The organism is Agrobacterium sp. T29, from assembly GCF_006970545.1.
Taxonomy (GTDB): domain Bacteria; phylum Pseudomonadota; class Alphaproteobacteria; order Rhizobiales; family Rhizobiaceae; genus Agrobacterium; species Agrobacterium leguminum.
In genome coordinates, this window is the sequence record NZ_CP040640.1 from 2,131,471 (window position 1) to 2,157,301 (window position 25,831).

Genomic DNA, 25,831 nt, shown 5'->3' on the forward strand with positions numbered 1-25,831 from the left:
GTTATCTTAACCGGCAAAAAAGGGAACGGCACAAGCTTTGCTTCGATAAAAACAAAACAGGTGAGGACGACACTTCATGGCGGCGGGTAAGAACTTGACGGTCAATGGCGACCGTCTGTGGGACAGTCTGATGGATATGGCGAAGATTGGCCCCGGCATTGCCGGCGGCAATAATCGCCGCACGCTGACGGATGAGGATGCGGAAGGCCGCCGCCTGTTCCAGCGCTGGTGTGAAGCGGCCGGGCTGACGATGGGCGTCGACCGCATGGGCACCATGTTCGCCACCCGCCCCGGCGAGGACCCGGACGCGCTTCCCGTTTATATCGGCAGCCATCTCGACACCCAGCCGACCGGCGGCAAGTTCGATGGCGTGCTCGGCGTGCTGGCCGGGCTGGAGGTGGTGCGCAGCCTGAACGACCTCAACATCAAAACCAAACACCCGATCACGGTCACCAACTGGTCAAACGAGGAAGGCGCGCGCTTCGCGCCGGCCATGCTGGCCTCCGGCGTCTTCGCCGGCATTCACGATCTCGATTATGCCTATAGCCGTACCGATACCGACGGCAAGACCTATGGCGAAGAGCTGAAACGCATCGGCTGGCTGGGCGAGGAAGAGGTGGGCGCGCGCAACATGCACGCCTATTTCGAATATCACATCGAACAGGGGCCGATCCTGGAAGCGGAAGGCAAACAGATCGGCGTCGTCACCCATTGCCAGGGCCTGTGGTGGCTGGAAGTGACGCTGACCGGCAAGGAGGCGCATACCGGCTCCACCCCGATGGCCATGCGCGTCAATGCCGGCCTTGCCGCCGCCCGCATTCTCGAAAAGGTGCAGGAGGTGGCCATGGCCCACCAGCCGGGCGCCGTCGCCGGCGTCGGCCAGATGATCTTCACGCCCAATTCCCGCAACGTGCTGCCCGGCAAGGTGGTCTTCACCATCGACCTTAGAACCCCCTCACAGGCGAAACTCGACAGCATGCGCGCCATCTTCGAACGCGAGGTGCCGCAGATCGCCGAAGAACTCGGCGTCGGCTGCTCGATTGAGGCCATCGGCCATTTCGATCCCGTCACCTTCGATCCGGTTCTGGTCGGCCGGGTGCGCTCTGCCGCCGAAAAACTCGGCTACAGCCACATGGACATCATCTCCGGCGCCGGCCACGATGCCTGCTGGACGGCAAGGGTCGCCCCCTCCACCATGATCTTCTGCCCCTGCGTGGACGGGCTTTCCCACAATGAGGCCGAAGAAATTTCGCCGGAATGGGCAGCTGCCGGCTGCGACGTGCTGCTGCATGCGGTGCTTGAGACTGCGGAGATCGTGGAATGACCGCCACCATCATCAAGAACGGCACCATCGTCACCGCCGACCTCACCTATAAGGCCGATGTGAAGATCGAAGGCGGCAGGATCACCGAGATCGGGCCCGATCTGACGGGCGGCACGGTACTCGATGCCACCGGATGTTATGTCATGCCCGGCGGCATCGATCCGCATGTGCATCTGGAAATGCCCTTCATGGGCACCTATTCCGCCGATGACTTCGAGAGCGGCACGCGCGCGGCGCTTGCCGGCGGCACGACCATGGTGGTGGATTTCTGCCTGCCGGAGCCCGGCCAGTCGCTTCTCGATGCCCTGCAAAGATGGGACAACAAGGCGACCCGCGCCAATTGCGATTATTCCTTCCACATGGCCGTCACCTGGTGGGGCGAGCAGGTCTTCGACGACATGAAGACGGTCGTCCGGGAAAAGGGCATCAACTCCTTCAAGCACTTCATGGCCTATAAGGGCGCGCTGATGGTGAATGACGACGAGATGTTCGCCTCTTTCTCGCGCTGCGCCGAACTGGGCGCCATTCCCTTCGTGCATGCGGAAAACGGCGATATCGTCGCGCAGATGCAGGAAAAGCTGATGGCGGAAGGCAATGTCGGGCCGGAAGCGCATGCCTATTCCCGCCCGCCCTCGGTGGAGGGCGAGGCCACCAACCGCGCCATCATCATTGCCGATATGGCGGGCGCGCCGCTTTATGTCGTCCACACCTCCTGCGAGCAGGCGCATGAAGCGATCCGCCGCGCCCGCCAGAACGGCATGCGGGTCTATGGCGAACCGCTGATCCAGCACCTGATCCTCGATGAGAGCGAATATGCCAACCCCGACTGGGATCACGCCGCCCGCCGGGTCATGTCTCCGCCCTTCCGCAACCGGCAGCATCAGGACAGCCTCTGGGCGGGTCTGGCTTCCGGCTCGCTGCAATGCGTGGCGACCGACCATTGCGCCTTCACCACCGAGCAGAAACGCTTCGGCCTCGGCGATTTCCGCAAGATACCGAACGGCACCGGCGGGCTGGAAGATCGCATGCCATTGCTCTGGACCCATGGCGTAACCACCGGCCGACTGACGATGAACGAATTCGTCGCCGTCACCTCCACCAACATCGCCAAGATCCTCAACATCTATCCCAGAAAGGGCGCGATCCTCGTCGGCAGCGATGCCGATATCGTCGTCTGGGATCCGGCGCTGGAAAAGATCATCAGCGCGGCGAGCCAGCAATCGGCCATCGATTACAACGTGTTCGAAGGGCAGAAGGTCAAAGGCCTGCCGCGCTACACCCTGTCGCGCGGTCTCGTCAGCATCGAGGAGGCCACCATCGAAACGCAGCCGGGCCACGGCCAGTTCATCGCCCGCGATCCCTATCCGGCCGTCAGCCGGGCGCTTTCCACCTGGAAGGAACTCGTCGCGCCGCGCAGGGTGGAGCGCAGCGGCATTCCGGCATCGGGTGTATGACCGTGAGCGCCGGGCCGAAACGCGAAATCGTCATCGCCGCAGCCGTTCTCCTCAATGAGCGACGGCAGATGCTTGTGGTGCGCAAGCGCGGCACCACGCAATTCATGCAGCCGGGTGGCAAGATCGATCCGGGCGAAACGCCGGAACAGGCGCTTCACCGCGAACTTGCCGAGGAAATCGGCCTGACGCTACCCGAAAATGCCGCCCGTTATGAAGGCGTCTTTCGCGAGGAGGCCGCCAATGAGACGGGGGCCGACGTCGTCGCCCATACATTCATCGCGAGGCTTCAGACAGAGGTCGCCCCGCAGGCGGAAATAGAGGAAGTGCGCTGGCTCGATCTCGACCACCACCCCGGCATAACGATCGCAAGGCTTACGGAAACCCAAATGCTGCCGCTGGCGCGCGCGGCCCTGACGGAAAGCGAAACCAAGCCCAGATGAACCAGGCCTCTTCCACCTATTCCGTCGTTTCCGCCAGAAATCTCGGCCTCACCTTCGAAACGGGCGATGGCCCGGTGCACGCACTCTCCAATGTCGACCTGGAGGTCGGCAAGGGCGATTTCGTCTCCTTCATCGGCCCCTCCGGCTGCGGCAAGACCACCTTTCTGCGGGTCATCGCCGATCTGGAAAAACACACGTCGGGCGACATCACCGTCAACGGCACGACGCCGGAAAACGCCCGCCGGGACCGCTCTTACGGCTATGTCTTCCAGGCCGCCGCCCTTTATCCCTGGCGCAGCATCGAAAAGAACATCGCTTTGCCGCTCGAAATCATGGGCTATACCAAGGCCGAGCAGCGCGAGCGCATCGAGCGCACGCTCGATCTCGTCAATCTCAACGGTTTCGGCAAGAAATATCCATGGCAGCTTTCCGGCGGCATGCAGCAGCGCGCCTCCATCGCCCGCGCACTCGCCTTCGATGCCGACCTGCTGTTGATGGACGAGCCCTTCGGCGCACTGGATGAGATCGTGCGCGATCACCTCAACGAACAGCTTCTGAAACTCTGGGATACGACCGGCAAGACCATCTGCTTCGTCACCCATTCCATTCCCGAAGCGGTGTATCTTTCGACCAAGATCGTCGTCATGTCGCCGCGGCCGGGCCGGGTGACGGATGTGATCACATCCACCCTTCCACGGGAAAGACCGCTCGAGATTCGCGAGACACCGGAATTTCTGGCGATTGCGCATCGGGTGCGTGAGGGGCTGAAGGCGGGGCATAGCTATGAGGGGTGAGGTCATCGCAAGCTTTACCCCCCTCTGCCCTGCCGGGCATCTCCCCCTCAAGGGGGGAGATCGGCAAGAGGCGCACTCCCCTCTTAATTCTCAAGCTTTGAGATGGCCGAGACCCAACCACGAGTCGATCTCACCCCTTGAGGGGGAGATGTCCGGCAGGACAGAGGGGGGTAAGCCGCACCCTCGGAGTAAGCGGCGGAGCGAAAACCCATGACCCTCCTCCGCCACCGCATCCTCCCCATCCTCACCGTCCTCCTCGCCATCCTCATCCTCTGGCACCTCGCGGTCGTCTACCTCAACATGCCTTTCGCCCGCGATCAGGCCACCCGCGCCGGTCAAACGCCGGGCTTCTTCGAACTCCTGCCGCAAACCTTCGCCCAGGAACGACCCGTGCTCCCCGCCCCGCACCAGATCGCCGCCGAACTGTGGGACACCACCGTCAACAAGGCCATCACCTCCAAGCGCAGCCTCATCTATCACGCCGGCGTCACGCTTTCGGCGACGCTGCTCGGTTTCGCCATTGGTGCTGCGCTCGGCATCCTGCTTGCCGTCGCCATCGTGCATAACCGCGCCATGGACCGCTCCGTCATGCCGTGGATCATCGCCAGCCAGACCATCCCCATCCTTGCCGTCGCGCCGATGATCATCGTCGTCCTGAACTCCATCGGCATTTCCGGGCTGCTGCCGAAGGCGCTGATCTCCACCTATCTTTCCTTCTTTCCCATCGTCGTCGGCATGGTGAAGGGCCTCAGAAGCCCGGAGACGATCCAGCTCGACCTGATGCACACCTATAATGCCTCGCCCGGCCAGATTTTCTGGAAGCTGCGCTGGCCCTCCGCACTGCCCTATCTCTTCACCTCGCTGAAAATCGCCGTCGCCATCGCACTGGTCGGCGCCATCGTCGGTGAATTGCCGACAGGTGCCGTTGCCGGGCTCGGCGCGCGCCTGCTTTCCGGCTCCTATTACGGCCAGACGGTGCAGATATGGGCGGCGCTGTTCATGGCCGCCGGTGTGGCTGCGCTGCTGGTGTCTATCATCGGCATCGCCCATGCCGCCGTCCTCAAGAGAATGGGAGCCCGGCCATGACCCATCCCGGCTGGTTTTTCGGCGCGATCCTGTTCTGGCTTGCCGCCTGGGCCTTCAACGAATGGCTGGTGCGCCGCCACGTTTCCACGCCAGCGGCAAAGCGCATCGGCCGCATCGCCGTGCCGCTCCTCTTCGGGCTGGCCATCCTCGCGCTCTGGGAAGGCGTGGTGCGCGGTTTTTCCGTGCCGCCCATTCTGCTGCCGGCTCCGAGCGCCATCGTCGCACGGCTCGCCGGCTCCCTGCCGATCCTCTGGGCCGATTTCCGCCAGACCTTCATCAAATCGGTACTGACGGGTTATGTGCTCGGCTGCGGCCTCGGCTTTGCCGTCGCCATCCTCATCGACCGGTCGCCTTTCCTCCAGCGCGGGCTGCTGCCCATCGGCAATTTCGTCTCCGCTCTGCCTGTCGTCGGCATCGCCCCCATCATGGTCATGTGGTTCGGCTTCGACTGGCAGTCGAAAGTCGCCGTCGTCGTCATCATGACCTTCTTCCCCATGCTGGTGAACACGGTGCAGGGGCTTGCCGCTTCCAGCCACATGGAACGCGACCTGATGCGCACCTATGCCGCCGGCTGGTGGCAGACATTGGTGAAGCTGCGCCTGCCCGCCGCCTGGCCCTTCATCTTCAACGCGCTGAAGATCAACTCCACGCTGGCGCTGATCGGCGCCATCGTCGCGGAATTCTTCGGCACGCCCATCGTCGGCATGGGTTTCCGCATCTCGGCGGAAATGGGCCGCAGCAATGTCGATATGGTCTGGGCCGAAATCGCGGTCGCCGCGCTCGCCGGCTCCGGCTTTTATGGTCTCGTGGCGCTCGCGGAGCGGGCCGTCACCTTCTGGCATCCGTCCGTCCGTGGGGGACGAACGTAATAATGAAAAAGGGAACAGCGATGAAAATGAAACTTGCATCCATGCTTCTTGCCGGCGCGTCACTCCTGACCGCATTCGGAGCGCAGGCCGCCGACAAGATCACCCTGCAGCTGAAATGGGTCACCCAGGCACAGTTCGCCGGATATTACGTCGCCAAGGACAAGGGTTTTTACGAAGCCGAAGGCCTCGATGTCGACATCAAGCCCGGCGGCCCGGACATTGCGCCCGCACAGGTTCTGGCCGGCGGCGGCGCTGACGTCATCGTCGACTGGATGCCATCCGCACTCGCCACCCGCGAAAAAGGCGTGCCGCTGGTCAATATCGCCCAGCCGTTCAAATCGTCAGGCATGATGCTGACCTGCCTGAAAGAGACCGGCATCACCAAGCCGGAAGATTTCAAGGGCAAGACGCTGGGCGTCTGGTTCTTCGGCAATGAATATCCGTTCCTGTCGTGGATGGCGCACCTGAAAATCCCGACCACCGGCGGCGGCGATGGCGTGACTGTTCTCAAACAGGGCTTCAATGTCGATCCGCTGCTGCAGAAACAGGCCGCCTGCATTTCCACCATGACCTATAATGAATATTGGCAGGTCATCGATGCCGGCATCAAGCCGGAGGAACTCGTCACCTTCAAATACGAGGCGGAAGGCGTGGCGACGCTGGAAGACGGGCTTTACGTTCTGGAAGACAAGCTGAAGGACGCCAAGTTCAAGGAAGACATGGTGAAATTCGTCCGCGCTTCCATGAAGGGCTGGAAATGGGCGGAAGAAAACCCTGACGATGCCGCCGATATCGTTCTCGAAAACGACGCCTCCGGCGCCCAGACCGAAAAACACCAGAAGCGCATGATGGGCGAAGTGGCAAAACTGACCGCCGGCTCGAAGGGCGCGCTCGACAAGGCGGACTATGACCGCACGGTCAAGACGTTGCTGGGCGGCGGTTCCGATCCGGTCATCACCAAGGAACCGACAGGCGCCTTCACCACCGAAATCACCGATGCGGCGCTGAAATAGTCGGACCGACCGCCAAATCACCGAACGCGCGGTATTTCCGCGCGTTCGGATTCACGAAGAAAATTTAAGACCTCTCCTCCGTCATGCCGGACTAGATCCGGCATCCAGCCACGGCGCGTCTGCGCCGTTATAAGAGTCTCTCGCGATCAAGGACTTGATCGCGCTGGACCCCGGATCTCGTCCGGGGTGACGGTATGCGGATGATACGTTTTGCCAAAACGCACAGATTTTGCGAAACTTTACGAACGATGCGAACATGCAATCAGCTGGACACTCCACTGGTAACCCATTTGACGAATTACAATATCCCGACCTATACAAAAATGTATATCAACCATCGCGGCTATGCGGATTGATTTGTACGACAACAAGAATTACAGTCCCGCCCACAAGACTGCCAAATTTGATCTTGTAAAATAAGCACAGGGCAAAGGTGCTTAAGATTCGCGTTGAGGGGCGTTTGAATCGGGAGGATCGAAAAGGAAGTATTGTGATCCCTTGTTTCACATTCGCTATCGCATGACCTTTTAAAAACGAGCCCTGGGGCTGCAGGACATGCGATCGGATATTGCGCGAGCCAAGACACATGCAGCATAAAGTCACGTTTAACCGCTTTGTATTCCTTCTTCTTTCCGCAACGGCGCTTCCCCTCTCCGCAGCCGCCGAGGGAGAGGCGCAGGCGCCGGTCAAACAGCAGAACCTGCCTTCCATCATCGTCGCCCATGCGGCAAAACGCGATCTCGTGGACCGCATCATCGCCACCGGCACGATCCGCCCCGTGGATGAGATTTACGTCCAGCCGCTGGTCGACGGCCTGTCCATCGACACGCTGAACGCCGATATCGGCGACCGGGTGGAAGCGAATGCGGTTCTAGCCGTGCTGTCTTCCGACAGCCTCGTGCTGCAAAAGAGCCAGCTTGAGGCCAACAAGGCCAAGGCCGAAGCCTCCGTCACCCAGTCGAAGGCGCAGGTGCTGGAAGCGCAGGCCAATCTCAATGACGCCCTTCGCCAGCGCGACCGCGCCGCCAAGCTCGGCCAGAGCGGCTCCGGCTCCGTCTCCGAGACGGAAAAGACCGAAGCGGCCGCTCAGGTGGCGCAGGCCCGCCTTGATGCAGCCAAACAGGCCGTTTCCGCCGGCGAAGCCGACATCAAGGTCGTTGACGCGCAGATCGACGACATCGATCTGAAGCTGACGCGCACCGGCGTGAAAACCCCGGTCGCCGGCATCGTATCCGCCAAGAATGCCAAGGTTGGCGCAATCGCCAGCGGTGCGGGCAATCCGCTGTTCACCGTCATCAAGGACGGCGCGATAGAACTCGTCGCCGATCTCTCCGAGACCGATATCCAGAAGGTCAAGGCAGGCCAGAAAGCCTATTTGACGGTTGCCGGCGGAGCTGAGAAAATAGAAGGCAAGGTGCGCCTCGTTTCACCCACCGTCGACCCGACGACGCGCCTCGGCTCCGTGCATGTGGTTCTGCCGACCGACAGCCCGGCGCGTTCCGGCATGTATGCCAGCGCGGCGATCATCGTCGAGGAGACGAATGCGCTCGCTTTGCCGCTGTCGGCCGTCACCTCCGGGCGTGAAGGCTCCACCACCCGCAAGGTGGAAGGCGACGTCGTCAAGCAGGTGAAGATCGAGACCGGCATCGAAGACGGCGGTTTTATCGAGATTGTCAGCGGTCTTGCCGCTGGAGACAAGGTTGTCGAGAAAGCTGGAGCATTCGTGCGTGATGGTGACCGGATAAGACCGGTGGAAGCCCAGACGGCTGCGTCCAACTGACTGAGGGAATGAGATGAACTTTTCCGCATGGTCAATCCGTAACCCGATTGCGCCGCTGCTCGGCTTCGCGCTTTTGATGATCCTCGGCATGCAGGCGTTCAACACGCTGCCCATCACCCGTTTTCCGAACATCGACGTTCCCGTCGTGGCCGTCACGGTCACCCAGAGCGGCGCTTCGCCGTCCGAGCTGGAAATGCAGGTGACGAAGGAGATCGAGGACGCCGTCGCCGCCATCAGCGGCGTCGACGAAATCCAGTCCACCGTGGTCGACGGACAGTCGACGACAACGGTTGTCTTCCGCATCGAAAAGCCGACGGAAGAAGCGGTTCAGGACACCAAGGACGCCATCGACAAGATCCGCAGCGATCTGCCCGCCGATATCGAAGTGCCCGTCGTCAGCAAGATCGACGTCGAGGGACAGGCGATCCAGACCTTCGCCGTCTCCTCGCCCAACATGACGCTGGAAGAACTGTCCTGGTTCGTGGATGACACGATCAAGCGTTCGCTCCAGGGCCAGTCCGGCATCGGCAAGGTGGACCGCTACGGCGGCGCCGACCGCGAGGTGCGCGTGTCGCTGAGCCCCGAAAAGCTCGACGCCTATGGCATCACCGCCACCGAGGTGAACAGCCAGCTGCGCGGCACCAATATCGATCTCGGTTCCGGCCGCGGCCAGGTCGGCGGCAACGAGCAGACCATCCGCACGCTCGGCGACACGCGCGATGTGAGCCAGCTTGCCAACACCACGATTGCGCTTTCCAACGGCCGTTTCGTCAAGCTCTCCGAGCTCGGCACGGTCACCGACACCTATCAGGAACAGAAATCCTTCTCGCGCTTCAACGGCAACCCTGCCGTCACCTTCGCGGTGTTCCGCTCCAAGGGCGCGAGCGAGGTCTCGGTCGCCGAAACCGTGGCGGCAAGCCTCGATGAAGTGCGCAAGAATCATCCGGATGTGTCGATCGAAATGGTCGATGACGCCGTTTATTTCACCTATGGCAACTACAAGGCCGCACTCGACACGCTGATCGAAGGCGCGATCCTCGCCGTCATCGTTGTCCTGCTCTTCCTGCGCAACTGGCGCGCAACCCTGATTGCCGCCGTGGCCCTGCCGCTTTCCGCGATCCCGACCTTCTGGATCATGGACATCATGGGCTTCTCGCTCAATCTCGTCAGCTTCCTGGCGCTCACGCTCGCCACGGGTATTCTCGTGGACGACGCCATCGTGGAAATCGAGAACATCGCCCGCCATATCAAGATGGGCAAGACGCCCTATCGGGCGGCGCTGGAAGCGGCCGATGAAATCGGCCTCGCCGTCATCGCCACCAGCTTCACCATCATCGCGGTCTTCGTGCCGGTGTCGTTCATGCCCGGCATTCCTGGCCAGTACTTCATCCAGTTCGGCCTCACCGTCGCCTTCTCGGTGTTCTTCTCGCTCGCCGTGGCCCGCCTCATCACACCGTTGATGGCGGCCTATCTGATGCGCGCCGAAGATGCGATGGACGATCACCACGACAATGACAGCCGGTTGATGAAGGCCTATACGCGCATGGTAACCGCCACCACCCGCAAGTGGTGGGCGCGCTATCTGACGCTGCTCGGCGCGATCGGCTTCCTCGTCGCTTCCGTCATTCTGCTTGCCGGCGTTCCGGGCAGCTTCCTGCCGCCGGACGACGCCTCGCGCGTGACGCTTTCGGTGGAACTGCCGCCCAATGCGACGCTCGACGAAACCGACCGCACGACGACGCAGATTTATCATGCCCTGCGTGACATCAACGGCGTCGAAAGCGTCTTCATCCTCGGCGGCGCTTCGCCCAAGGGCGATCTGGAGCTTCGCCGCGCCACCGTCAACGTCATCCTCCAGCACATCGACCATTCGCTGCTCAAGCTGGTGGTCAACAAGGGCCTCGGCTCCATCCCGCTCATCGGCCCATACTTGCCCAAGGTGGAGGAAAAGGGTCGCACACGTCCGCAATGGGATGTGGAACGGGATATTTTCGCGCAGGTGCGCGGCATCCCGGATGTCCGCATCATCAAGCTGAACGACCGTGCGGAACGCGAGCTCTCCTTCAACTTCCTCTCGACGAACGAGAAGGACCTGAACGACGCCGTCGGTATTCTCGAAAGCCGCCTGCGCGCCTCGCCCATCCTTGCCAATGTCAGCTCGGAAGGTGCGTTGCCCCGCCCCGAACTGCAGATTCGCCCGCGCAAGGATGAAATCGCCCGTCTCGGCATCACGCCACAGCAGATTTCGCAGACCGTGCGTGTCGCCACCATCGGCGATATCGATGCGCAGCTGACGAAGATTTCGCTGGATGACCGGCAGATTCCGATCCGCGTGCAGGCCTCGCTCGATACCCGCCGCGATCTCGCCACCATCCGCGCGCTGAAGATCAAGACCGCCTCCGGGTCGCTGGTGCCGCTCTATAGCGTTGCCGATATCGACTATTCGGAAGGCCCAAGCTCGATCAAGCGCAACGACCGCAACCGCGTCGTCTCCATCGGCTCCGACGTGCCCTTCGGCACGGCGCTCGATACATCGACGGCCGAGTTCAAGCGCATCGTGTCGGAAACCGACCTGCCGGCAAGCGTTCGCCTGGCCGAAAGCGGCGACGCCAAGGTGCAGGGCGAAATGCAGCAGGGCTTCGTCAACGCCATGCTGCTCGGTCTAATGCTGGTGCTGGTGGTGCTCATCCTGCTGTTCAAGGATGTCATCCAGCCCTTCACCATCCTGTTCTCGCTGCCGCTTGCCATCGGCGGCGTGGCGGTCGCGCTCATCATCACGCAGAACGCGCTGTCCATGCCCGTTCTCATCGGCATCCTGATGCTGATGGGCATCGTGACGAAAAACGCCATCCTGCTGGTGGATTTCGCCATCGAAATGCGCCGTCACGGCATGGAGCGGGTGCACGCCATGGTCGAGGCCGGCCGCAAGCGCGCCCGCCCGATCATCATGACCTCCATCGCCATGTCGGCGGGCATGTTGCCCTCCGCACTCGGCGTCGGCGAAGGCGGTTCGTTCCGCGCGCCGATGGCGATTGCGGTGATCGGCGGCATCATCGTCTCGACGGTGCTGTCGCTCATCGTGGTGCCGGCCTTCTTCCTCATCATGGACGACCTTTCGCGCCTGCTCGCCCACCTCTTCGGCCGCTTCGTCGGCAAGAAGGAAGAGGAGGAAGAGGCCCTTTCCAACGAGAAACTCTCCGAGATCGCCCGCGAAAACAGCCTGGCGCTCTCCTCGCTGGAGGCACGCGTCGCCAGCATGGAAAAGGGCACCGGCGACAAGGCCGCGGACAAGGGCAGCAACATATTGCGGCTGCCACCGCTTGCTGCGGAGTGAAGCTTGCACAATAACGATTGAGACGCCGGGCCCTGTGCCCGGCGTTTCTTTTGGGGGTGTTTAAGGGGCAAAACGTCGCCACCTGTTTCTTCTCCCCGAGGGGGAGAAGGTGGCCCGAAGGGTCGGATGAGGGGGTTAGCTCTCCGAACATCTCAGCCCTTGCCCCCTCATCCCGCTGCCGCGACCTTCTCCCCCTCGGGGAGAAGAAATATGTGGCACTCGCCCGCTCCATCTGCTCCACCGTGCTTTGAAGCACGAATGGCCCAGTCATTTCCTCCCCCATAGCGACTGCAATCCTGTTTGATCGAAATCAATTCGCTTTCCAGGTGAACTGCTAATCTCCCTCGCATCGGGAATTGCCGGTCGAAGGATAATGCGATGAGCTCTTTTCAGATAGGCGTGCGGGAACACGAACATCCCCGGTTTCGTATCGCTTCGGACAGCCCGGCAAAAGGTATGAGCGGGAGCCGGATGGACGTGAACAAGACCGTGAAGCTGAGCAACAGGGACAGGAACATTCTGCTGCGTGCACCCTTGATCGGGATAGCGGATGATGCGGCAGCGTTGAAGCTGATGGAGGCGGCGACCATCACCAATGTGAACGCCCGCCATGTGCTCTTCAAGGAAGGCGAAGCGGCGCAGCATTTTTACTGCGTGCTGTCGGGTTATATCAGGCTTTACCGGCTGGACCGGCACGGGCGCGAGGCGGATGTGCGCGTCAGCGGCCCCGGCGATACCTTCAATGAATGCCTGATTTTCGGCAGCGATACCTATCGTTACAGCGCGCAGGCGGCGGAAAGCTGCACCGTGGCGCGGTTCGAACTTGCGAGAATCCGCAGCCTGATCGATCAGGAGCCGGCCATCGCCAAGGCCGTCATGCGCTGCCTGTCCAACAGCCTGCTGGCCACCATGGATTGCATCGCCAACGACCGGCTGCAGACAGCGCCGCAGCGTGTCGCCCATTACCTCATCAATCAGGGCCCGCGCGACGCAACATCCTTTTCGCTGCGGCTGCCATTCCAGAAAAGCTTGCTCGCCGGCAAGCTCGGCCTCGCGCCGGAAGCGCTGTCGCGCGCCTTTTCGGCACTGAAAAAGGCTGGCGTTACCGTGCGCGGACGCATCGTGCAGGTCAATGACGTCGCCGCATTGAAGCAAATCTGAAAATACCGGGAGAGGACGAAGGGCGGGATGCCATCAGGCATTCCGCCCTTCTGCATGTCCGAAATCGGAAAATCAGTCCGGCTGCGGCACGAAGCGGAAGCTGTCACCCTGCCGCTCGACACGGAAAAATCCGCCGAGATGACCGCCGGAAACCAGCCAGCCATGGTCGGCGGCCTCGGCCAGCGCCTTGAGACGTGTTTCATAAGCAAGCGCGGAATCGATATCGTAGACGAAGCCGACGCCGGGATCTTTCACCTGCAACGCGCTGACATGCAGCACATCGCCCCATAATAACAGCCGCTTGTCGCCACTGCCGATCAGATAACCGGTATGCCCCGGCGTATGGCCGGGCATGGCGACTGCCTCGATACCCTCGGCGACCGCGCCCATGGGGATCGGCCGCAGCATCGGGCCGCAAATGTCGAGCAGCCGCGCAGCAAGGTCGAAACCGCCCTGACGGGCGGGCGGCAGGCTCTTGCGCGCCTCAGCGCTGCTGAAAAAGCCGAGATCGGCCTCGGGAACCCATATGTCGGCATTGGGAAAATAAGGCCGCTCGCCGTCGATGAGGCCAAGCGCATGGTCGCCATGAATATGGGTGAGGATGACACGCCTCACATCGGCCGGCTGAATCCCGGCGGCAATCATCGCCGCGCGGGCATGGCCATAGGCTGCACCCCAGGCCGTGCCGCAACCGGCATCGATCAGCCAGATGCCGTCAGGCCCGGACAGCGCGAAACAGTTGACGTCCATGTCCACCGTTTCGCCCTGATGGCCGGCAAGGGCCGCAGCCAGCGCTTCGGCGCCCTGACGATGGATGAGATGGACGACGGGCGCCTTGTAGACACCGTCGACAAAACGGGAAACCTCGTAAGCGCCGAAACGGCGGGAGATAGCCATATGTCAGAGACCGCCCTGCTCTTTCAGGAAACCGACGATGCGATCCACGCCGTCGCCGCGTTTCATGTCGGTGAAAACGAAGGGCATGGCGTTGCGCATGCGCGTCGCGTCGCTGTCCATGACGGTGAGGTCAGCACCGACATAGGGCGCCAGGTCCTTCTTGTTGATGACCAGCAGGTCCGAGCGGGTGATGCCCGGCCCGCCCTTGCGCGGAATTTCCTCACCCTGGCAGACGGAGATCACATAGATGGTGATGTCGGCGAGGTCAGGCGAAAAGGTCGCGGCGAGATTGTCGCCGCCGGATTCGATGAAGACCACATCGAGATCGGGAAAGCGCGCATTGAGCCCGGCAATCGCCTGCAGATTGATCGTCGCATCCTCACGAATGGCCGTATGCGGGCAACCGCCCGTCTCGACCCCGACGATACGCTCGGACGGCAGCGCCTGCATGCGCACCAGCGCCTCGGCATCTTCCTTGGTGTAAATATCGTTGGTGACGACCGCGACCGAATAATCGGCGCTCATCGCTTTGCAGAGCTTTTCCGTCAGCGCCGTCTTGCCAGAACCGACCGGCCCGCCAATGCCGACGCGCAGCGGCCCATTACCCGATTTCATCACTCTGTTCCCTTCGATATGCTTTGGTCTTGTTTCACCATAGTCCCTCAGCGGGACGCTTCAATATATGCAAGGACCGTGCCGCCCTTTCATGAACGGAAAAGCCGCGTGCCCTGCGTTTCATGGCGCATGGCTGCCGTATCGGCGATGATCGTCGCGCTGCCGAGATCGTCGAGCGTGGATTGCATCGCCCGCGCCGCCATCGCCGTGATGATCGCCTCGCTTGCGGCCAGAATGGTAACGCCATCCTTCTGTCCCGCGACCCCGAGGCGGATGCCCGCTGAAACGATCTGCGAAGCGCCGGCATGCAAAAAGGCGGCGATCGTTTCCCTGAGCGGCACCGCGTGGCCGGCGGCGACTGCCCCGACGGCGATGGGATAGGGAACGTCTTTCGGCAGCAGGTCCAGAACCGCATGCGGCCATGCCCCGGCGGCGGCAACGAAAGCATCGCCCAGAAGCACCGTCTCGCGGTATCGCTCCGCCGAACCGGCCAGCGCCCGCGCCAGATCAGCCGTTTCGCTCAAGATGGTCGCGTTCCCGGCGCTGCGCCAGGCATGCGCCAGAAACACCGCATCGTTCCACAGGCTGCCGTGGCGCAGCAGCGTTTCGAGCCAGTCGCGCAGGGCCGCCGCATCGCCGACGCGCCGATCCTCCACCGCCTTTTCAAGACCGCCGGAATAGGAAAAACCACCGACGGGAAAAGCAGGCGACATCCAGGCCATAAGCCGCAGCAGCGCGGCGACGCCGCGATCTTCACTCACGGCTCAGCCGTGATCGTGATGGTGGTGCCCGTGGTCATGCCCATGGGAATGGCCACCATGGGCGTGGTAAGCGCCGCGCGCCGGCTGGAATGGCTCTTCCACCTCACGCACGGTGGCGCCCAGACCTTCCAGCATGGCGCGAATGACATGGTCGCGCAGGATGAGAATACGCTCTTCCTCGATCTGCGCGGAAAGATGCCGGTTGCCGAGATGCCAGGCAAGCTCGATCAGGTGAAGACGGTCCTTCGCCTTGATTTCGAACAGCTTTTCATCCGCTGCGCGAACCTCGATCAAGTCGCCGTTCTCCACCACGAGAAGATCGCCATGGGCAAACAGCACGGCTTCCTTCAGGTCCAGCATCACCATCTCGTCATTTTGCAGATGCAGCAGCTTACGGCGCAGATGCCGCTGGTCATGCGCCAGGGTGACATAGCCGGAAGCTTCGTCGGCAGGAGTTCCGGCCGGATGATAGGAGGTGACGCGCAGCATGGGATGATCCGTTTCAGAAACAGTCTTGGGGGCCTGATTTTTGCCGGATAGGCGGGGTGATTTCAAGGTGAATGAATGCAAGGCATGAAAAAGGCCGGCATTGCAGGCAGAAAGACTTGAGGCGTCCGGCAACTTCTCCTCCGTCATGCCGGACTGGATCCGGCATCCAGCCGCGGCGCGTCTGCGCCGTGAGAGGAGTCTTTCGCGATCAAGGACTTGATCGCGCTGGACCCCGGATCTCGTCCGGGGTGACGGTGTGCGGATGAGGCGGCATCGCGAAAGACAATCACGTCCCAGAAAACGAAAAAGCCCGGCATTGCGGCCGGGCCTTCGTAAAATCGCAAAACCAAAATCAGGCCGCAGCGCGGGCCTTCAGGTTTTCCAGAATGGTCTGCGGCGCGGAAACACCGTAAGGGTCGGATTCGCAATTGTCCGAATAGCCCTCTTCCTCGAACCACTGCTCGACGACGCCATCGTTGACGACGGCGGCGTAACGCCAGGAACGCATGCCGAAACCGAGATTGTCCTTGGCGACCAGCATGCCCATCTTGCGGGTGAACTCACCCGAACCATCCGGAATGACCTTGACGTTTTCGAGGTTCTGGCCCTTTGCCCAGGCATTCATGACGAAGGCGTCATTGACCGACAGGCAATAGATGTCATCGACGCCGAGCGCGCGGAACTCGCCCGCCAGCTTTTCGAAATCGGGCAGCTGGTAGGTCGAGCATGTCGGCGTGAAGGCGCCGGGCAGCGAAAACAGAACGACCTTCTTGCCCTTGAAATAATCGTCGGAGGTCATGTCCTGCCAACGGAACGGGTTGGGGCCGCCGACGGCCTCATCGCGAACGCGCGTGCGGAAGGTTACGGCGGGCACTTTTTTGCCGAGCATGTCTTGTCTCCTGTTCTGGCGTTTTGCGAGGATCGCTTGGGATCGATCCGCGCGGAATTCTTTTGCCGTTTCCATAGCGCAAGACGCGCTGCGGTGCAGCATAAAAATAGGCTTTGCCGGAGGAAAACCGCGGCTTGCGAGGATCAATTATGCAGCGCCACCGACCAGCGCAGAAATGGCGGCAAGGGTGTCCACCAGCCAGTGCGAATGCCGGCTTCCCGAAGCATAGCAGCCGACCATGTGTTGCAACCGACAAGGGCGTTGAACCGGCCATTCGCCTCGAAAAACGCATCCGTCAGACCATAAGAAACGCCGGCTATCAGCCGCACCTTGCCCCCGCCCCCGCCATCGTCCCGCAGGAAGCTTGCGCGAATGGCGGCCACGAGGCGTCGATAACCCGCTTCGGAAATGCGAAGGCGCTTTACCCCGGCAAGATCGGCGGGAAAATCCCCTGTCACATCCACATGCATCACCGACCGGTCGAGCGTCAGCGAACGCAGGACCGGCATGGGTTTCAGATCGGCCCAGGTGGGTGTCTCGGTATAAAACGACCGGCCGCCCCAGCCGAACACCAGATAGGCCGCCGCCGGATGGTTGACGGCAATGCCGCCCTCCTGCAATTCGGAAAAATCCCGCCGCAGATCGTCGTCAACCGGCAGGGCGATATCGGTATGGATCGGGTTGGATAACAGCAGGATTTCGCGACCCGCCACGCCGTCGCTCACATCCCCGGCGAAAAATGGGCGCGGCACGACAGTGCCGAGCAGAAGCAACAGGAGGATCAGCAGTATGCCGCCGCCGATCCGCCTTGTGAGAAGGCTCAACACGAAATGCCGTCAGAACAGGAAATAACGCTGCGCCATCGGCAGCACCGTTGCCGGTTCGCAGGTCAAAAGCTCGCCATCCGCCCGCACTTCGTAGGTTTCCGGATCGACCTCGATATGTGGGGTGAGCGAATTGTGGATCATCGACGCCTTGGAAATGCCGCCGCGCACATTCTTCACCGGCAGTAGCTTCTTGGCGACGCCGAGGCGCTGGGCAAGGCCGGCATCGAGCGACGCCTGCGACACGAAAGTGACCGAGGAATTGGTCCGCAGCTTGCCATAAGCGGCAAACATCGGCCGGTAATGCATCGGCTGCGGCGTGGGAATGGAGGCGTTCGGATCGCCCATCGGGGCGGCGGCAATCGAGCCGCCGAGCAGCACCATCTCCGGTTTCACCCCGAAAAAGGCCGGGTTCCACAACACCAGATCGGCGCGCTTGCCGACTTCGATGGAGCCGATCTCGTGGCTGACACCCTGGGCGATGGCGGGGTTAATCGTATACTTGGCGATATAGCGGCGGACACGGAAATTGTCGTTTTCGCCGGTCTCTTCCTTCAGGCGGCCGCGCTGGCGCTTCATCTTGTCGGCCGTCTGCCAGGTGCGGATCGCCACTTCGCCGACGCGGCCCATGGCCTGGCTGTCGGAAGATATGATCGAAAACGCGCCGATATCGTGAAGAATATCCTCCGCCGCGATGGTTTCCTTGCGGATGCGGCTTTCGGCAAAGGCGATGTCTTCAGGAATGGACGGCGACAGGTGGTGGCACACCATCAGCATGTCCAGATGTTCGGCGAGCGTATTGACGGTATAGGGCCGTGTCGGGTTGGTGGAAGACGGAATGACGTTGGGATTGCCGCAGACCTTGATGATATCGGGCGCGTGCCCGCCGCCCGCCCCTTCGGTGTGGAAGGCATGGATGGTGCGGCCCTTGATGGCGGCGACCGTATCTTCCACGAAACCGCTTTCGTTCAGCGTATCGGTGTGGATCATCACCTGCACATCGTATTGATCGGCCACCGTCAGGCAATTGTCGATGGCGGCCGGCGTCGTGCCCCAGTCCTCATGCAGCTTCAGCGACGACGCGCCGGCAAGGATCATCTCTTCCAGAGGGGCCGGCAGCGAGGCATTGCCCTTGCCCGCAAGCCCGAGATTCATCGGGAAGGCATCGAAGCTTTCGATCATCCGCTCGATGTGCCAGGCACCGGTGCAGGTGGTGGCAAGCGTGCCATGCGCCGGGCCGGAGCCGCCGCCCAGCATGCAGGTGATGCCGCTCATCAGCGCTTCTTCGATCTGCTGCGGGCAGATGTAATGGATATGCGCATCCATGCCGCCGGCCGTCAGGATCCTGCCTTCGCCGGCAATCGCCTCCGTCGAGGGGCCGACGATAATCGTCACACCCGGCTGCGTATCGGGGTTGCCAGCCTTGCCGATGGCATGGATGCGGCCGTTCTTCAGGCCCACATCCGCCTTGTAGATACCGCTATGGTCAACGATCACCACATTGGTGATGACGGTATCGACAGCGCCTTCGGCCCGCGTCGCCTGGCTCTGGCCCATGCCGTCGCGAATGACCTTGCCGCCGCCGAATTTCACTTCCTCGCCATAGATCGTGTGGTCCTTCTCGATCTCGATGAAGAGTTCGGTATCGGCAAGACGCACCTTGTCGCCAACGGTCGGGCCGAACATGCCGGCATAGGCGGCGCGGGAAATCTTGTAGGGCATGGGCTCAGGCTCCTTCGGACGCGGAGAAAATCGATGTGGGAGAAATTCGTGTCAGCCGGCCCTCGCCCGCAAGGGCTTCGACCAGCTGTTGTTCGGCAGCAAATGGATGGCCACTCCAGCCCTGGTGGCTGAAACCGGCAATGGTCACCTCGTCGCCATCGTCGCTCACGCTCTCAAGAACATGGGCGATGGCGAAAAGGCCGGTGCTGGGGCAGACATAGGGCATGGGCGCATAGGCTTCGAGCGCAGCATCGAGCCTTTCATGCACACCGCGCGGAATGACGATGTGAGCCTTGCCGACTTCTCGTGCGATGGCGGCAAAACCGGCGGTATAGTCGGCGCAGAAATCGGTCAGTTCCGGCCAGCGTGCGCGGATATCCGGTTCCATTTCGGAAAATTTTGCAGGATCGCGCACCGACCAGATGGCGGAGGCCTGCCGCACGCCGTCGCTCTCGCGCCAGTCTGTCCCTTCCGCCATCTCGCGGCCCGGCCGCCCGGTATTGCACACCGCCACCACATCGGTGCGCGTGCCGCCCGGCCCCAGCGACCGGCAATCATTGAAGCGGATGACGATATCGGAACAATCGATGAAATCAGCGGCACCCGGCGGCAGTTCCCCGTTTCCAACGATCGTGATGCGCCGCCCCATGCGTTCAGAAACCTTCCGACAACTGACGCAGCTCTTCCGCCCGCTTGCCGCTCATCTCGGCGAGGCAGGAGGAAATCAGCATCGGTTCCATCGAGCCGCCGCGGGCCTGAAAGCCTGAAAGCGCACAATTGGCGTCACGGAACGCCACCCAGGCGCGCTGGGCAGTCACCAGCGCGTCGGTCGCACCTTTGCCATCTGCATCCGCCGTCCTGTCGCGCTCGGTGAGCAGCTTGCGCAGCTTCTGATATTCGGCGTTCAACTGCTTGTCGGCCTTTTCGTAATCCTTGCCGGCGCAGATGGTCATGTCCGCCTGCGTCTGCGGGGCCTTGCAATCCGGCTCGCCCTGCGCGGCGGCCGGCATGGACAGGCCACCGGTCGCGCTGAGAAGCACGGCCGCCATAAGGACGTTTTTTCGGCTCATCTCCATCGCTCAGGCCGCCGCGCCATCGAAAGCCTGCGGCTTCAACGCCCGGGGATCGACACCATCGAGACAATTGGCATTGACCGCCACCATCGGCGTGCCATCCGGCCCGTCGGCATAAGCAAAGCTCTCGATGCCGCAGGTGGAGCAGAAAAGATGATGGATCTTGTGTTTGTTGAAGAGATATTCCGCCAGCTTGTCCTCGCCGGAAAGCAGCGTGAATTTCTCACGCGGCGCAAAGGCCAGCGTGGAGCCGAGACGCTTGCAGCGCGAACAATTGCAGATGACGGTATGGTCGAGATCGGCATCGACCTCGAAGCTCACATCGCCGCACTGGCAGCTTCCATGATAATGCGCCGTCGCCATTTCATAACCTCCCCATGACCTGTTGACGGAAACCGTAAACCTCGCGCTTGCCGGAAAGCGGCACCAGCGTCACCTCCCGCTTCTGGCCGGGTTCGAAACGCACCGCCGTGCCGGCGGGAATATCGAGGCGCATGCCGCGCGCCTTGTCGCGGTCGAACAGGAGACCCGCATTGGTCTCGAAGAAATGATAGTGGCTGCCCACCTGCACCGGCCGGTCGCCCGAATTGGCGACTTCGATGGTCACGGTCGGCTGGCCGGCATTGAGTTCGATGCTGCCCTCTGCGGCAATGATTTCACCGGGTTTCATGGTATTTCCCCTTTTGTCTCAGGCAGCGTTGGCCGCCGTGCAGCCTTCGGCCTTCAGGACGCGCCGTGTCGACGCGGGATTATTGACGAGTTTCGCCGCCGGGCGAACGGGCCTGCGAACCAGCTCACCGCCGCAGTTCGGGCAGGCGCCGTGAAGCACATCCGTCACGCAATCGACGCAGAAGGTGCATTCGAACGAGCAGATCATCGCATCCCGGCTGTCGGGAGCAAGATCGCGGTCGCAGCATTCGCAATTGGGCCGAAGCTCCAGCGCCATATTCGCCCCTCACCGTATCGGTTCGTGAACGGTCACCAGCTTGGTGCCATCGGGAAACGTCGCTTCCACCTGCACATCGTGGATCATCTCGGCCACACCTTCCATCACCTGATGGCGGGAGATGACATGCGCGCCAGCTTCCATCAGCTCGGCCACGGCGCGGCCGTCGCGGGCGCCCTCGACCACGAAATCGGTAATCAGCGCAATCGCTTCGGGATAGTTCAGCTTCACGCCGCGTTCCAGCCGGCGGCGCGCCACCATGGCGGCCATGGAAATCAGCAGCTTGTCTTTTTCTCTTGGGCTAAGGTTCATCGTGGTCCCGCAGCTTGGAACCTGTTCCGCAAGCATGGTTGCGGCAAGCAGATCCGACATGTTGACAGACCCCGAAGGCCGCCGGTTGCCGACGATCCGAAGGGTTTACAGATTCCAGACTTTCGGCACTGGCGCGCCGTTTCGCAAGAGCGAAATGATCGGAAAAAGCAATTTTCTCAAGGAGAAACCATCTTCAGCAGAGACCCGAACGACAAGCTTGCCCTGCCATTCGCTGGCACCGCCGCTTTCCCCGGCAATAGCCCGGATTTTAGGCAGAAGCGCCTCGGCCAGAGGCCCGATATAAAGCAGCGTCGCAAAGGCGACCTGACCGGCCAGAACCGCCGGTTTCGCAGTCAGCGCCGCTACCTCGCCTTCCAGCAGAAGCTCTTCGGCATGAACCAGCCTGCCGCCGTGGCGAATGCGCCAGCGGTCACGGAAAAGACCGTGCGCCATCGCCTCGCCCATGGCCTGGCGGCCGAGCAGCACGGCTTCGACGGCGATGAATTCGGAAGACTGGTCGAGATCGGCTTCCAGCCGGCGGGTCAGCGAGGCGCGGTCGAAGAGGATTGTTTCCTGCGGCAACCAGTGCAATCTGGCGCCCGGCCCGGCGGAAACCCGGGCGGTAACGGTGGCGGTTCCGGAGGATGCCTTGTAGACCTTCTCGCAGGCCTGCGTCGTCACCACCAGCGAGGTGCCGGCGCCGGCAACTGCCTGCCATTCCAGTTCGTCCCCGCCGGTCAGGCCGCCGGAGGAATTGATGAGAATGGCTTCGGCTTCGTTCGAAAAGGTTTCCGGCAGGCGGATTTTGGCGCAGCCTTCCTGGAACAGTTCCTCCAGCCGGCTGCGCCCTTCAACCGCCTTGGTTACAATGCGTCCTCTGCCACGGGCGCGCTGCTGCCGGACAGGTTGAGCGTCTTGGCGACCGGAAGGGCCGATGGCTTGCTGTTCTGGCTGCACGCGGTCTCCGAAGCGGTTGCGGAAGCGGACGAGGCCTTTGCGCCGCAATCCTTCTTGACGACGGCATCCACGACCAGCTGCCCTTCCGTATTGCGGAAGAAATCCCACATTCTTTCGGCCGCATCAACCGTGCGCGTCACTTCGCCTGTGGGCATCTTGCGCTCCACGGCCGGTTCCGCCTTCGGCGTCTGTTCGCCGCCCGGTTTGCGGGTGACGACGGCGCTTGCCGCCAGCACTTCCGCCTTCATGGTGGCGCGCGGCCAGGCATGGTCCCAGTCGTTGATGACATAGGACTGAATGCGTGCGCCGGCCTTGCAGACATCATAGGAATTGACGGTGAAACTTTCGCCCACCTTGCTTTTGGCGGCGCCCTTGCAGCCGTCCATCTCGGCCCAGCGCTTCAGCGCCGTCTCGCCGCCATATTGCCAGTAGGATTTGCCGCCGCCCTGATAGGGGTTGGCGGGATCCTTCAGCCCGGCAAAGGCGATGATGGACATCGGCCGCGCCGGCGTGCAGCTTGCCGCATCCGGTCCCCATTTGCCCTCGGTCTCCAGCGGATAACCCGCGCGCAGCGAGGCGACGAAACCGGCAGCGGTGAAATCCGCGCTGCCATTGCAGATGAATTGCGAAAGCATGCGCCCGCCGCCGGAATAACCGGAACCGTAAAAGCGCTCCTCATCCACGCAGAACTTGCCCTTCACCATGGTGATGGCATCGCGAATGAAACCGACCTCGTCCAGCCCGCCCGGACGCTTGGTGACACCGGGAACATTCCATGCATGGGTGCCGGGCAATTCGCCATTCAGGCTGCCGGCCAGCGCCACCACCACCAGACCGTCACGTTCCGCCAGCTTGTCCCAGCCGCTGCGGTTCAGCTGGCCATGCGGATTGCTGTTGGAGCCATGGAAATCGAACACGACAGGCAGCGGCTTTTTTCCGTCATAGGCCGAGGGAACAAAATAGACGCCGTCGCGTTTTTCTCCGTTGGAAAGAATGGAAAAATCATGCCTGCCCGGTTCCATGCCGGGTCCGGGCAACTGACCGCAGGTCGATGCCGACGCTGCGACACCGGCGCTCGCGCACATCGCAAGACCCAGAAACAGGGTGCGGGCGGAGCGGAACAGCCGGGCGGCCCGGCCAATGGCAAAGTCTTGATTCATTGACACGCCTTTATTGGGCACGGTTTCCCCGACGATACGTCGGACGTGCGTGGAATGTAAGGGATCAACTGTCGCGGCGTGCGAATAGACTTTTCCTGTGTCTCGCATGCAGCATTTGCGCTGCCAATATCACAGGCAATTATTCAATGAAATGCTAAAATTACGCATGAAAGCCATGTCGAGACGCATAGGCTTTCAAAATATTAATCGGCCGTTTGCACGCCGTGATCGGCGCACAAAGGTTTTAGTCTCGATTTATACTGTCAGGTGACGCCGCGCTTCCGGCGTATCCAGCGTTTCGGCCAGGCCCTGATGCACGATTTCACCGCGGTCCATGATGTAGACGTAATCGGCAAGCTCGCGGCAGAAATCCAGATATTGCTCGACCAGCAGGATCGCCATGCCGGTGGAATCGCGCAGATATTTGATCGCCCGGCCGATATCCTTGATGATCGACGGCTGAATGCCCTCGGTCGGCTCGTCGAGCACGAGGATTTTCGGCCGCGTCACCAAAGCCCGGCCAATGGCGAGCTGCTGCTGCTGGCCGCCGGAGAGATCGCCGCCGCGTCTTCCCAGCATGGATTGCAGTACCGGAAACAGGCTGAAAATATCATCCGGAATGAAGCGTTCCTTACGCGGCAGCGGCGCATAGCCGCTTTCGAGATTCTCCTGCACGCTGAGCAGCGGAAAAATCTCCCGCCCCTGCGGCACGTAGCCGACGCCGCGCTTGGCCCGGTGGTAAGGCGCCAGCCCATCCAGCACCGCCCCTTCAAAGCTGATCGTCCCGGCACTGATGGCGTGCTGGCCGGTAACGGCCCGCAGAAGCGAGCTTTTGCCCACCCCGTTGCGGCCGAGGACACAGGTGATCTTGCCCATCTCCGCCGTCAGCGAAACGCCGCGGAGCGCTTGGGCCGCGCCGTAGTGGAGGTTGATGTTGTCGACGTTCAGCATGGTGAAACTCCATTGGCGGTATGGTGGGCGGCGTTACCCCCCTCTGCCCTGCGGGGCATCTCCCCCTCAAGGGGGGAGATCGGCAAGCGGCGAAAACTCTGCTCCACAACAGCCTGGAAGTGGAACGGGCGGGTGCGGCATCTGATCTCCCCCCTTGAGGGGGAGATGCCCCGCAGGGCAGAGGGGGGTATGGCCAACGCAGACGCTTCCATCACCGCCCCAGATAATTCTCGATCACCTTCGGATCGTTCGACACGAAATCGATCGATCCCTCCGCCAGCACGGAACCTTCGGCAAGGCACGTCACCTTCACCCCCAGTTCGCGGATGAAACCCATGTCATGCTCCACCACCACAACCGAACGGGTCTTGGCGATTTCCTTCAAAAGCACGGCGGTTTCGGCGGTTTCCGCATCCGTCATGCCGGCCACCGGCTCATCCACCAAAAGCAGCTTCGGCTCCTGCGCCAAAAGCATGCCGATTTCCAGCCATTGTTTCTGGCCGTGCGAGAGGTTGGCGGCGAGATCGCCGCGGCGGTGGCCGAGGCGCACGGTAGCGAGGATTTCCTCGATGCGGGCCTTGTCTTCCTCCGTCAGCCGGTAAAACAGCGTCGCGAACACGCCGCGCTTGCGGTTGAGCGCCAGTTCCAGATTGTCCCAGACGGTATGGCTTTCAAACACCGTCGGCTTCTGGAACTTTCGCCCTATGCCGAGCTGGGCGATATCCGCCTCGTCCTTTTTGGTGAGGTCGATGCTGTCTTCGAACAGCACCGTGCCCGTATCCGGCCTTGTCTTGCCGGTGATGATGTCCATCATCGTCGTCTTGCCAGCGCCGTTCGGGCCGATGATGGCGCGAAGCTCACCCGGTTCCACCACGAAGGAGAGGGAATTGAGCGCCTTGAAACCATCGAAGGACACCGAGACGCCATCGAGATAAAGCAGGCTTTTCGTTCTGTTTTCGGAAACCGTGTTCATATCCGCC

At 61.8% G+C, this 25,831-nt stretch carries 27 protein-coding genes; 10 read left to right on the forward strand and 17 right to left on the reverse strand.

What is annotated here, in order from left to right; genetic code table 11:
• The first annotated feature begins 76 nt into the window (after positions 1-76).
• The 10 genes from FGF54_RS10805 to FGF54_RS10860 all read left to right on the forward strand — a co-directional run bounded on the left by FGF54_RS10805 (position 77) and on the right by FGF54_RS10860 (position 13,255).
• Positions 77-1,324, forward strand: a complete 1,248-nt coding sequence (locus tag FGF54_RS10805) for a Zn-dependent hydrolase (protein WP_142779648.1) — start codon at positions 77-79, stop codon at positions 1,322-1,324.
• Complete coding sequence (hydA, locus tag FGF54_RS10810) at positions 1,321-2,778, forward strand: dihydropyrimidinase (RefSeq protein ID WP_142779649.1); 1,458 nt, start codon at positions 1,321-1,323, stop codon at positions 2,776-2,778. Before FGF54_RS10805 ends, hydA begins: the two co-directional genes overlap by 4 nt.
• The gene (locus tag FGF54_RS10815; protein WP_168208066.1) at positions 2,775-3,218 is read left to right on the forward strand and encodes an NUDIX domain-containing protein; all 444 of its coding nucleotides are present in this window, start codon (positions 2,775-2,777) and stop codon (positions 3,216-3,218) included. Before hydA ends, FGF54_RS10815 begins: the two co-directional genes overlap by 4 nt.
• Positions 3,215-4,012, forward strand: a complete 798-nt coding sequence (locus FGF54_RS10820; RefSeq protein ID WP_142779650.1) for an ABC transporter ATP-binding protein — start codon at positions 3,215-3,217, stop codon at positions 4,010-4,012. The genes FGF54_RS10815 and FGF54_RS10820 overlap by 4 nt, the downstream gene beginning before the upstream one ends.
• A 210-nt stretch (positions 4,013-4,222) precedes the next feature.
• Entirely contained in the window at positions 4,223-5,098 is an 876-nt protein-coding gene (locus FGF54_RS10830) for an ABC transporter permease (protein ID WP_142779651.1), read from the forward strand.
• The gene (locus FGF54_RS10835) at positions 5,095-5,967 is read left to right on the forward strand and encodes an ABC transporter permease (protein WP_142779652.1); all 873 of its coding nucleotides are present in this window, start codon (positions 5,095-5,097) and stop codon (positions 5,965-5,967) included. Before FGF54_RS10830 ends, FGF54_RS10835 begins: the two co-directional genes overlap by 4 nt.
• A gap of 20 nt (positions 5,968-5,987) precedes the next feature.
• Positions 5,988-6,980: an ABC transporter substrate-binding protein gene (locus tag FGF54_RS10840; RefSeq protein ID WP_142779653.1), complete on the forward strand. Its 993-nt coding sequence runs from the start codon at positions 5,988-5,990 to the stop codon at positions 6,978-6,980.
• A 586-nt stretch (positions 6,981-7,566) separates the two neighbouring features.
• Complete coding sequence (locus tag FGF54_RS10845) at positions 7,567-8,760, forward strand: efflux RND transporter periplasmic adaptor subunit (RefSeq protein ID WP_003520590.1); 1,194 nt, start codon at positions 7,567-7,569, stop codon at positions 8,758-8,760.
• A 13-nt stretch (positions 8,761-8,773) separates the two neighbouring features.
• Positions 8,774-12,094, forward strand: a complete 3,321-nt coding sequence (locus FGF54_RS10850; protein WP_142779654.1) for an efflux RND transporter permease subunit — start codon at positions 8,774-8,776, stop codon at positions 12,092-12,094.
• Positions 12,095-12,565: 471 nt separating this feature from the next.
• Positions 12,566-13,255, forward strand: coding sequence for a Crp/Fnr family transcriptional regulator (locus FGF54_RS10860; protein WP_003520592.1), 690 nt, complete (start codon positions 12,566-12,568; stop codon positions 13,253-13,255).
• A 72-nt stretch (positions 13,256-13,327) separates the two neighbouring features.
• On the opposite strand, the gene FGF54_RS10865 is transcribed toward FGF54_RS10860, so the two are convergent.
• From FGF54_RS10865 to urtD, 17 genes are all read right to left on the reverse strand, one after another.
• A complete protein-coding gene (locus FGF54_RS10865) occupies positions 13,328-14,152 on the reverse strand; it encodes an MBL fold metallo-hydrolase (RefSeq protein ID WP_142779655.1) in 825 nt (274 codons plus the stop codon).
• Positions 14,153-14,155: 3 nt separating this feature from the next.
• Positions 14,156-14,767 carry an urease accessory protein UreG gene (ureG, locus tag FGF54_RS10870; RefSeq protein WP_003520595.1) on the reverse strand — a complete coding sequence of 204 codons (612 nt, stop codon included), beginning with the start codon at positions 14,765-14,767 and terminating at the stop codon, positions 14,156-14,158.
• Positions 14,768-14,856: 89 nt separating this feature from the next.
• Complete coding sequence (locus FGF54_RS10875) at positions 14,857-15,528, reverse strand: urease accessory protein UreF (RefSeq protein ID WP_168208067.1); 672 nt, start codon at positions 15,526-15,528, stop codon at positions 14,857-14,859.
• Between the two features lie 3 nt (positions 15,529-15,531).
• Positions 15,532-16,017: an urease accessory protein UreE gene (ureE, locus tag FGF54_RS10880; RefSeq protein ID WP_003520598.1), complete on the reverse strand. Its 486-nt coding sequence runs from the start codon at positions 16,015-16,017 to the stop codon at positions 15,532-15,534.
• Between the two features lie 352 nt (positions 16,018-16,369).
• The gene (locus FGF54_RS10885) at positions 16,370-16,906 is read right to left on the reverse strand and encodes a peroxiredoxin (protein ID WP_142779656.1); all 537 of its coding nucleotides are present in this window, start codon (positions 16,904-16,906) and stop codon (positions 16,370-16,372) included.
• A gap of 143 nt (positions 16,907-17,049) precedes the next feature.
• Positions 17,050-17,733: a TIGR02117 family protein gene (locus tag FGF54_RS10890; RefSeq protein ID WP_168208068.1), complete on the reverse strand. Its 684-nt coding sequence runs from the start codon at positions 17,731-17,733 to the stop codon at positions 17,050-17,052.
• Positions 17,734-17,742: 9 nt separating this feature from the next.
• On the reverse strand, positions 17,743-19,452 hold the full coding sequence (gene ureC / locus FGF54_RS10895; protein ID WP_020808771.1) for an urease subunit alpha: 1,710 nt from the start codon (positions 19,450-19,452) through the stop codon (positions 17,743-17,745).
• A 4-nt stretch (positions 19,453-19,456) separates the two neighbouring features.
• On the reverse strand, positions 19,457-20,101 hold the full coding sequence (locus FGF54_RS10900) for a Urease operon accessory protein (RefSeq protein ID WP_142779658.1): 645 nt from the start codon (positions 20,099-20,101) through the stop codon (positions 19,457-19,459).
• Positions 20,102-20,105: 4 nt separating this feature from the next.
• Entirely contained in the window at positions 20,106-20,522 is a 417-nt protein-coding gene (locus FGF54_RS10905; protein WP_142779659.1) for a lysozyme inhibitor LprI family protein, read from the reverse strand.
• Between the two features lie 9 nt (positions 20,523-20,531).
• Positions 20,532-20,888 (reverse strand): GFA family protein, encoded by a 357-nt coding sequence (locus FGF54_RS10910; RefSeq protein ID WP_020808768.1) that lies wholly within the window; start codon positions 20,886-20,888, stop codon positions 20,532-20,534.
• 1 nt (position 20,889) lies between these two features.
• Positions 20,890-21,195, reverse strand: coding sequence for an urease subunit beta (locus tag FGF54_RS10915; RefSeq protein ID WP_020808767.1), 306 nt, complete (start codon positions 21,193-21,195; stop codon positions 20,890-20,892).
• 18 nt (positions 21,196-21,213) lie between these two features.
• Positions 21,214-21,471 (reverse strand): DUF1272 domain-containing protein, encoded by a 258-nt coding sequence (locus FGF54_RS10920; RefSeq protein WP_142779660.1) that lies wholly within the window; start codon positions 21,469-21,471, stop codon positions 21,214-21,216.
• 9 nt (positions 21,472-21,480) lie between these two features.
• Positions 21,481-21,783, reverse strand: a complete 303-nt coding sequence (locus FGF54_RS10925; RefSeq protein ID WP_031233386.1) for an urease subunit gamma — start codon at positions 21,781-21,783, stop codon at positions 21,481-21,483.
• Positions 21,784-21,888: 105 nt separating this feature from the next.
• The gene (locus tag FGF54_RS10930) at positions 21,889-22,740 is read right to left on the reverse strand and encodes an urease accessory protein UreD (protein ID WP_168208070.1); all 852 of its coding nucleotides are present in this window, start codon (positions 22,738-22,740) and stop codon (positions 21,889-21,891) included.
• Positions 22,647-23,900, reverse strand: coding sequence for a PHB depolymerase family esterase (locus FGF54_RS10935; RefSeq protein ID WP_142779661.1), 1,254 nt, complete (start codon positions 23,898-23,900; stop codon positions 22,647-22,649). Before FGF54_RS10935 ends, FGF54_RS10930 begins: the two co-directional genes overlap by 94 nt.
• Positions 23,901-24,155: 255 nt before the next feature.
• Positions 24,156-24,851: an urea ABC transporter ATP-binding subunit UrtE gene (urtE, locus tag FGF54_RS10940; RefSeq protein ID WP_142779662.1), complete on the reverse strand. Its 696-nt coding sequence runs from the start codon at positions 24,849-24,851 to the stop codon at positions 24,156-24,158.
• A gap of 211 nt (positions 24,852-25,062) precedes the next feature.
• Complete coding sequence (gene urtD / locus FGF54_RS10950) at positions 25,063-25,824, reverse strand: urea ABC transporter ATP-binding protein UrtD (RefSeq protein ID WP_142779664.1); 762 nt, start codon at positions 25,822-25,824, stop codon at positions 25,063-25,065.
• Positions 25,825-25,831 lie beyond the last annotated feature (7 nt).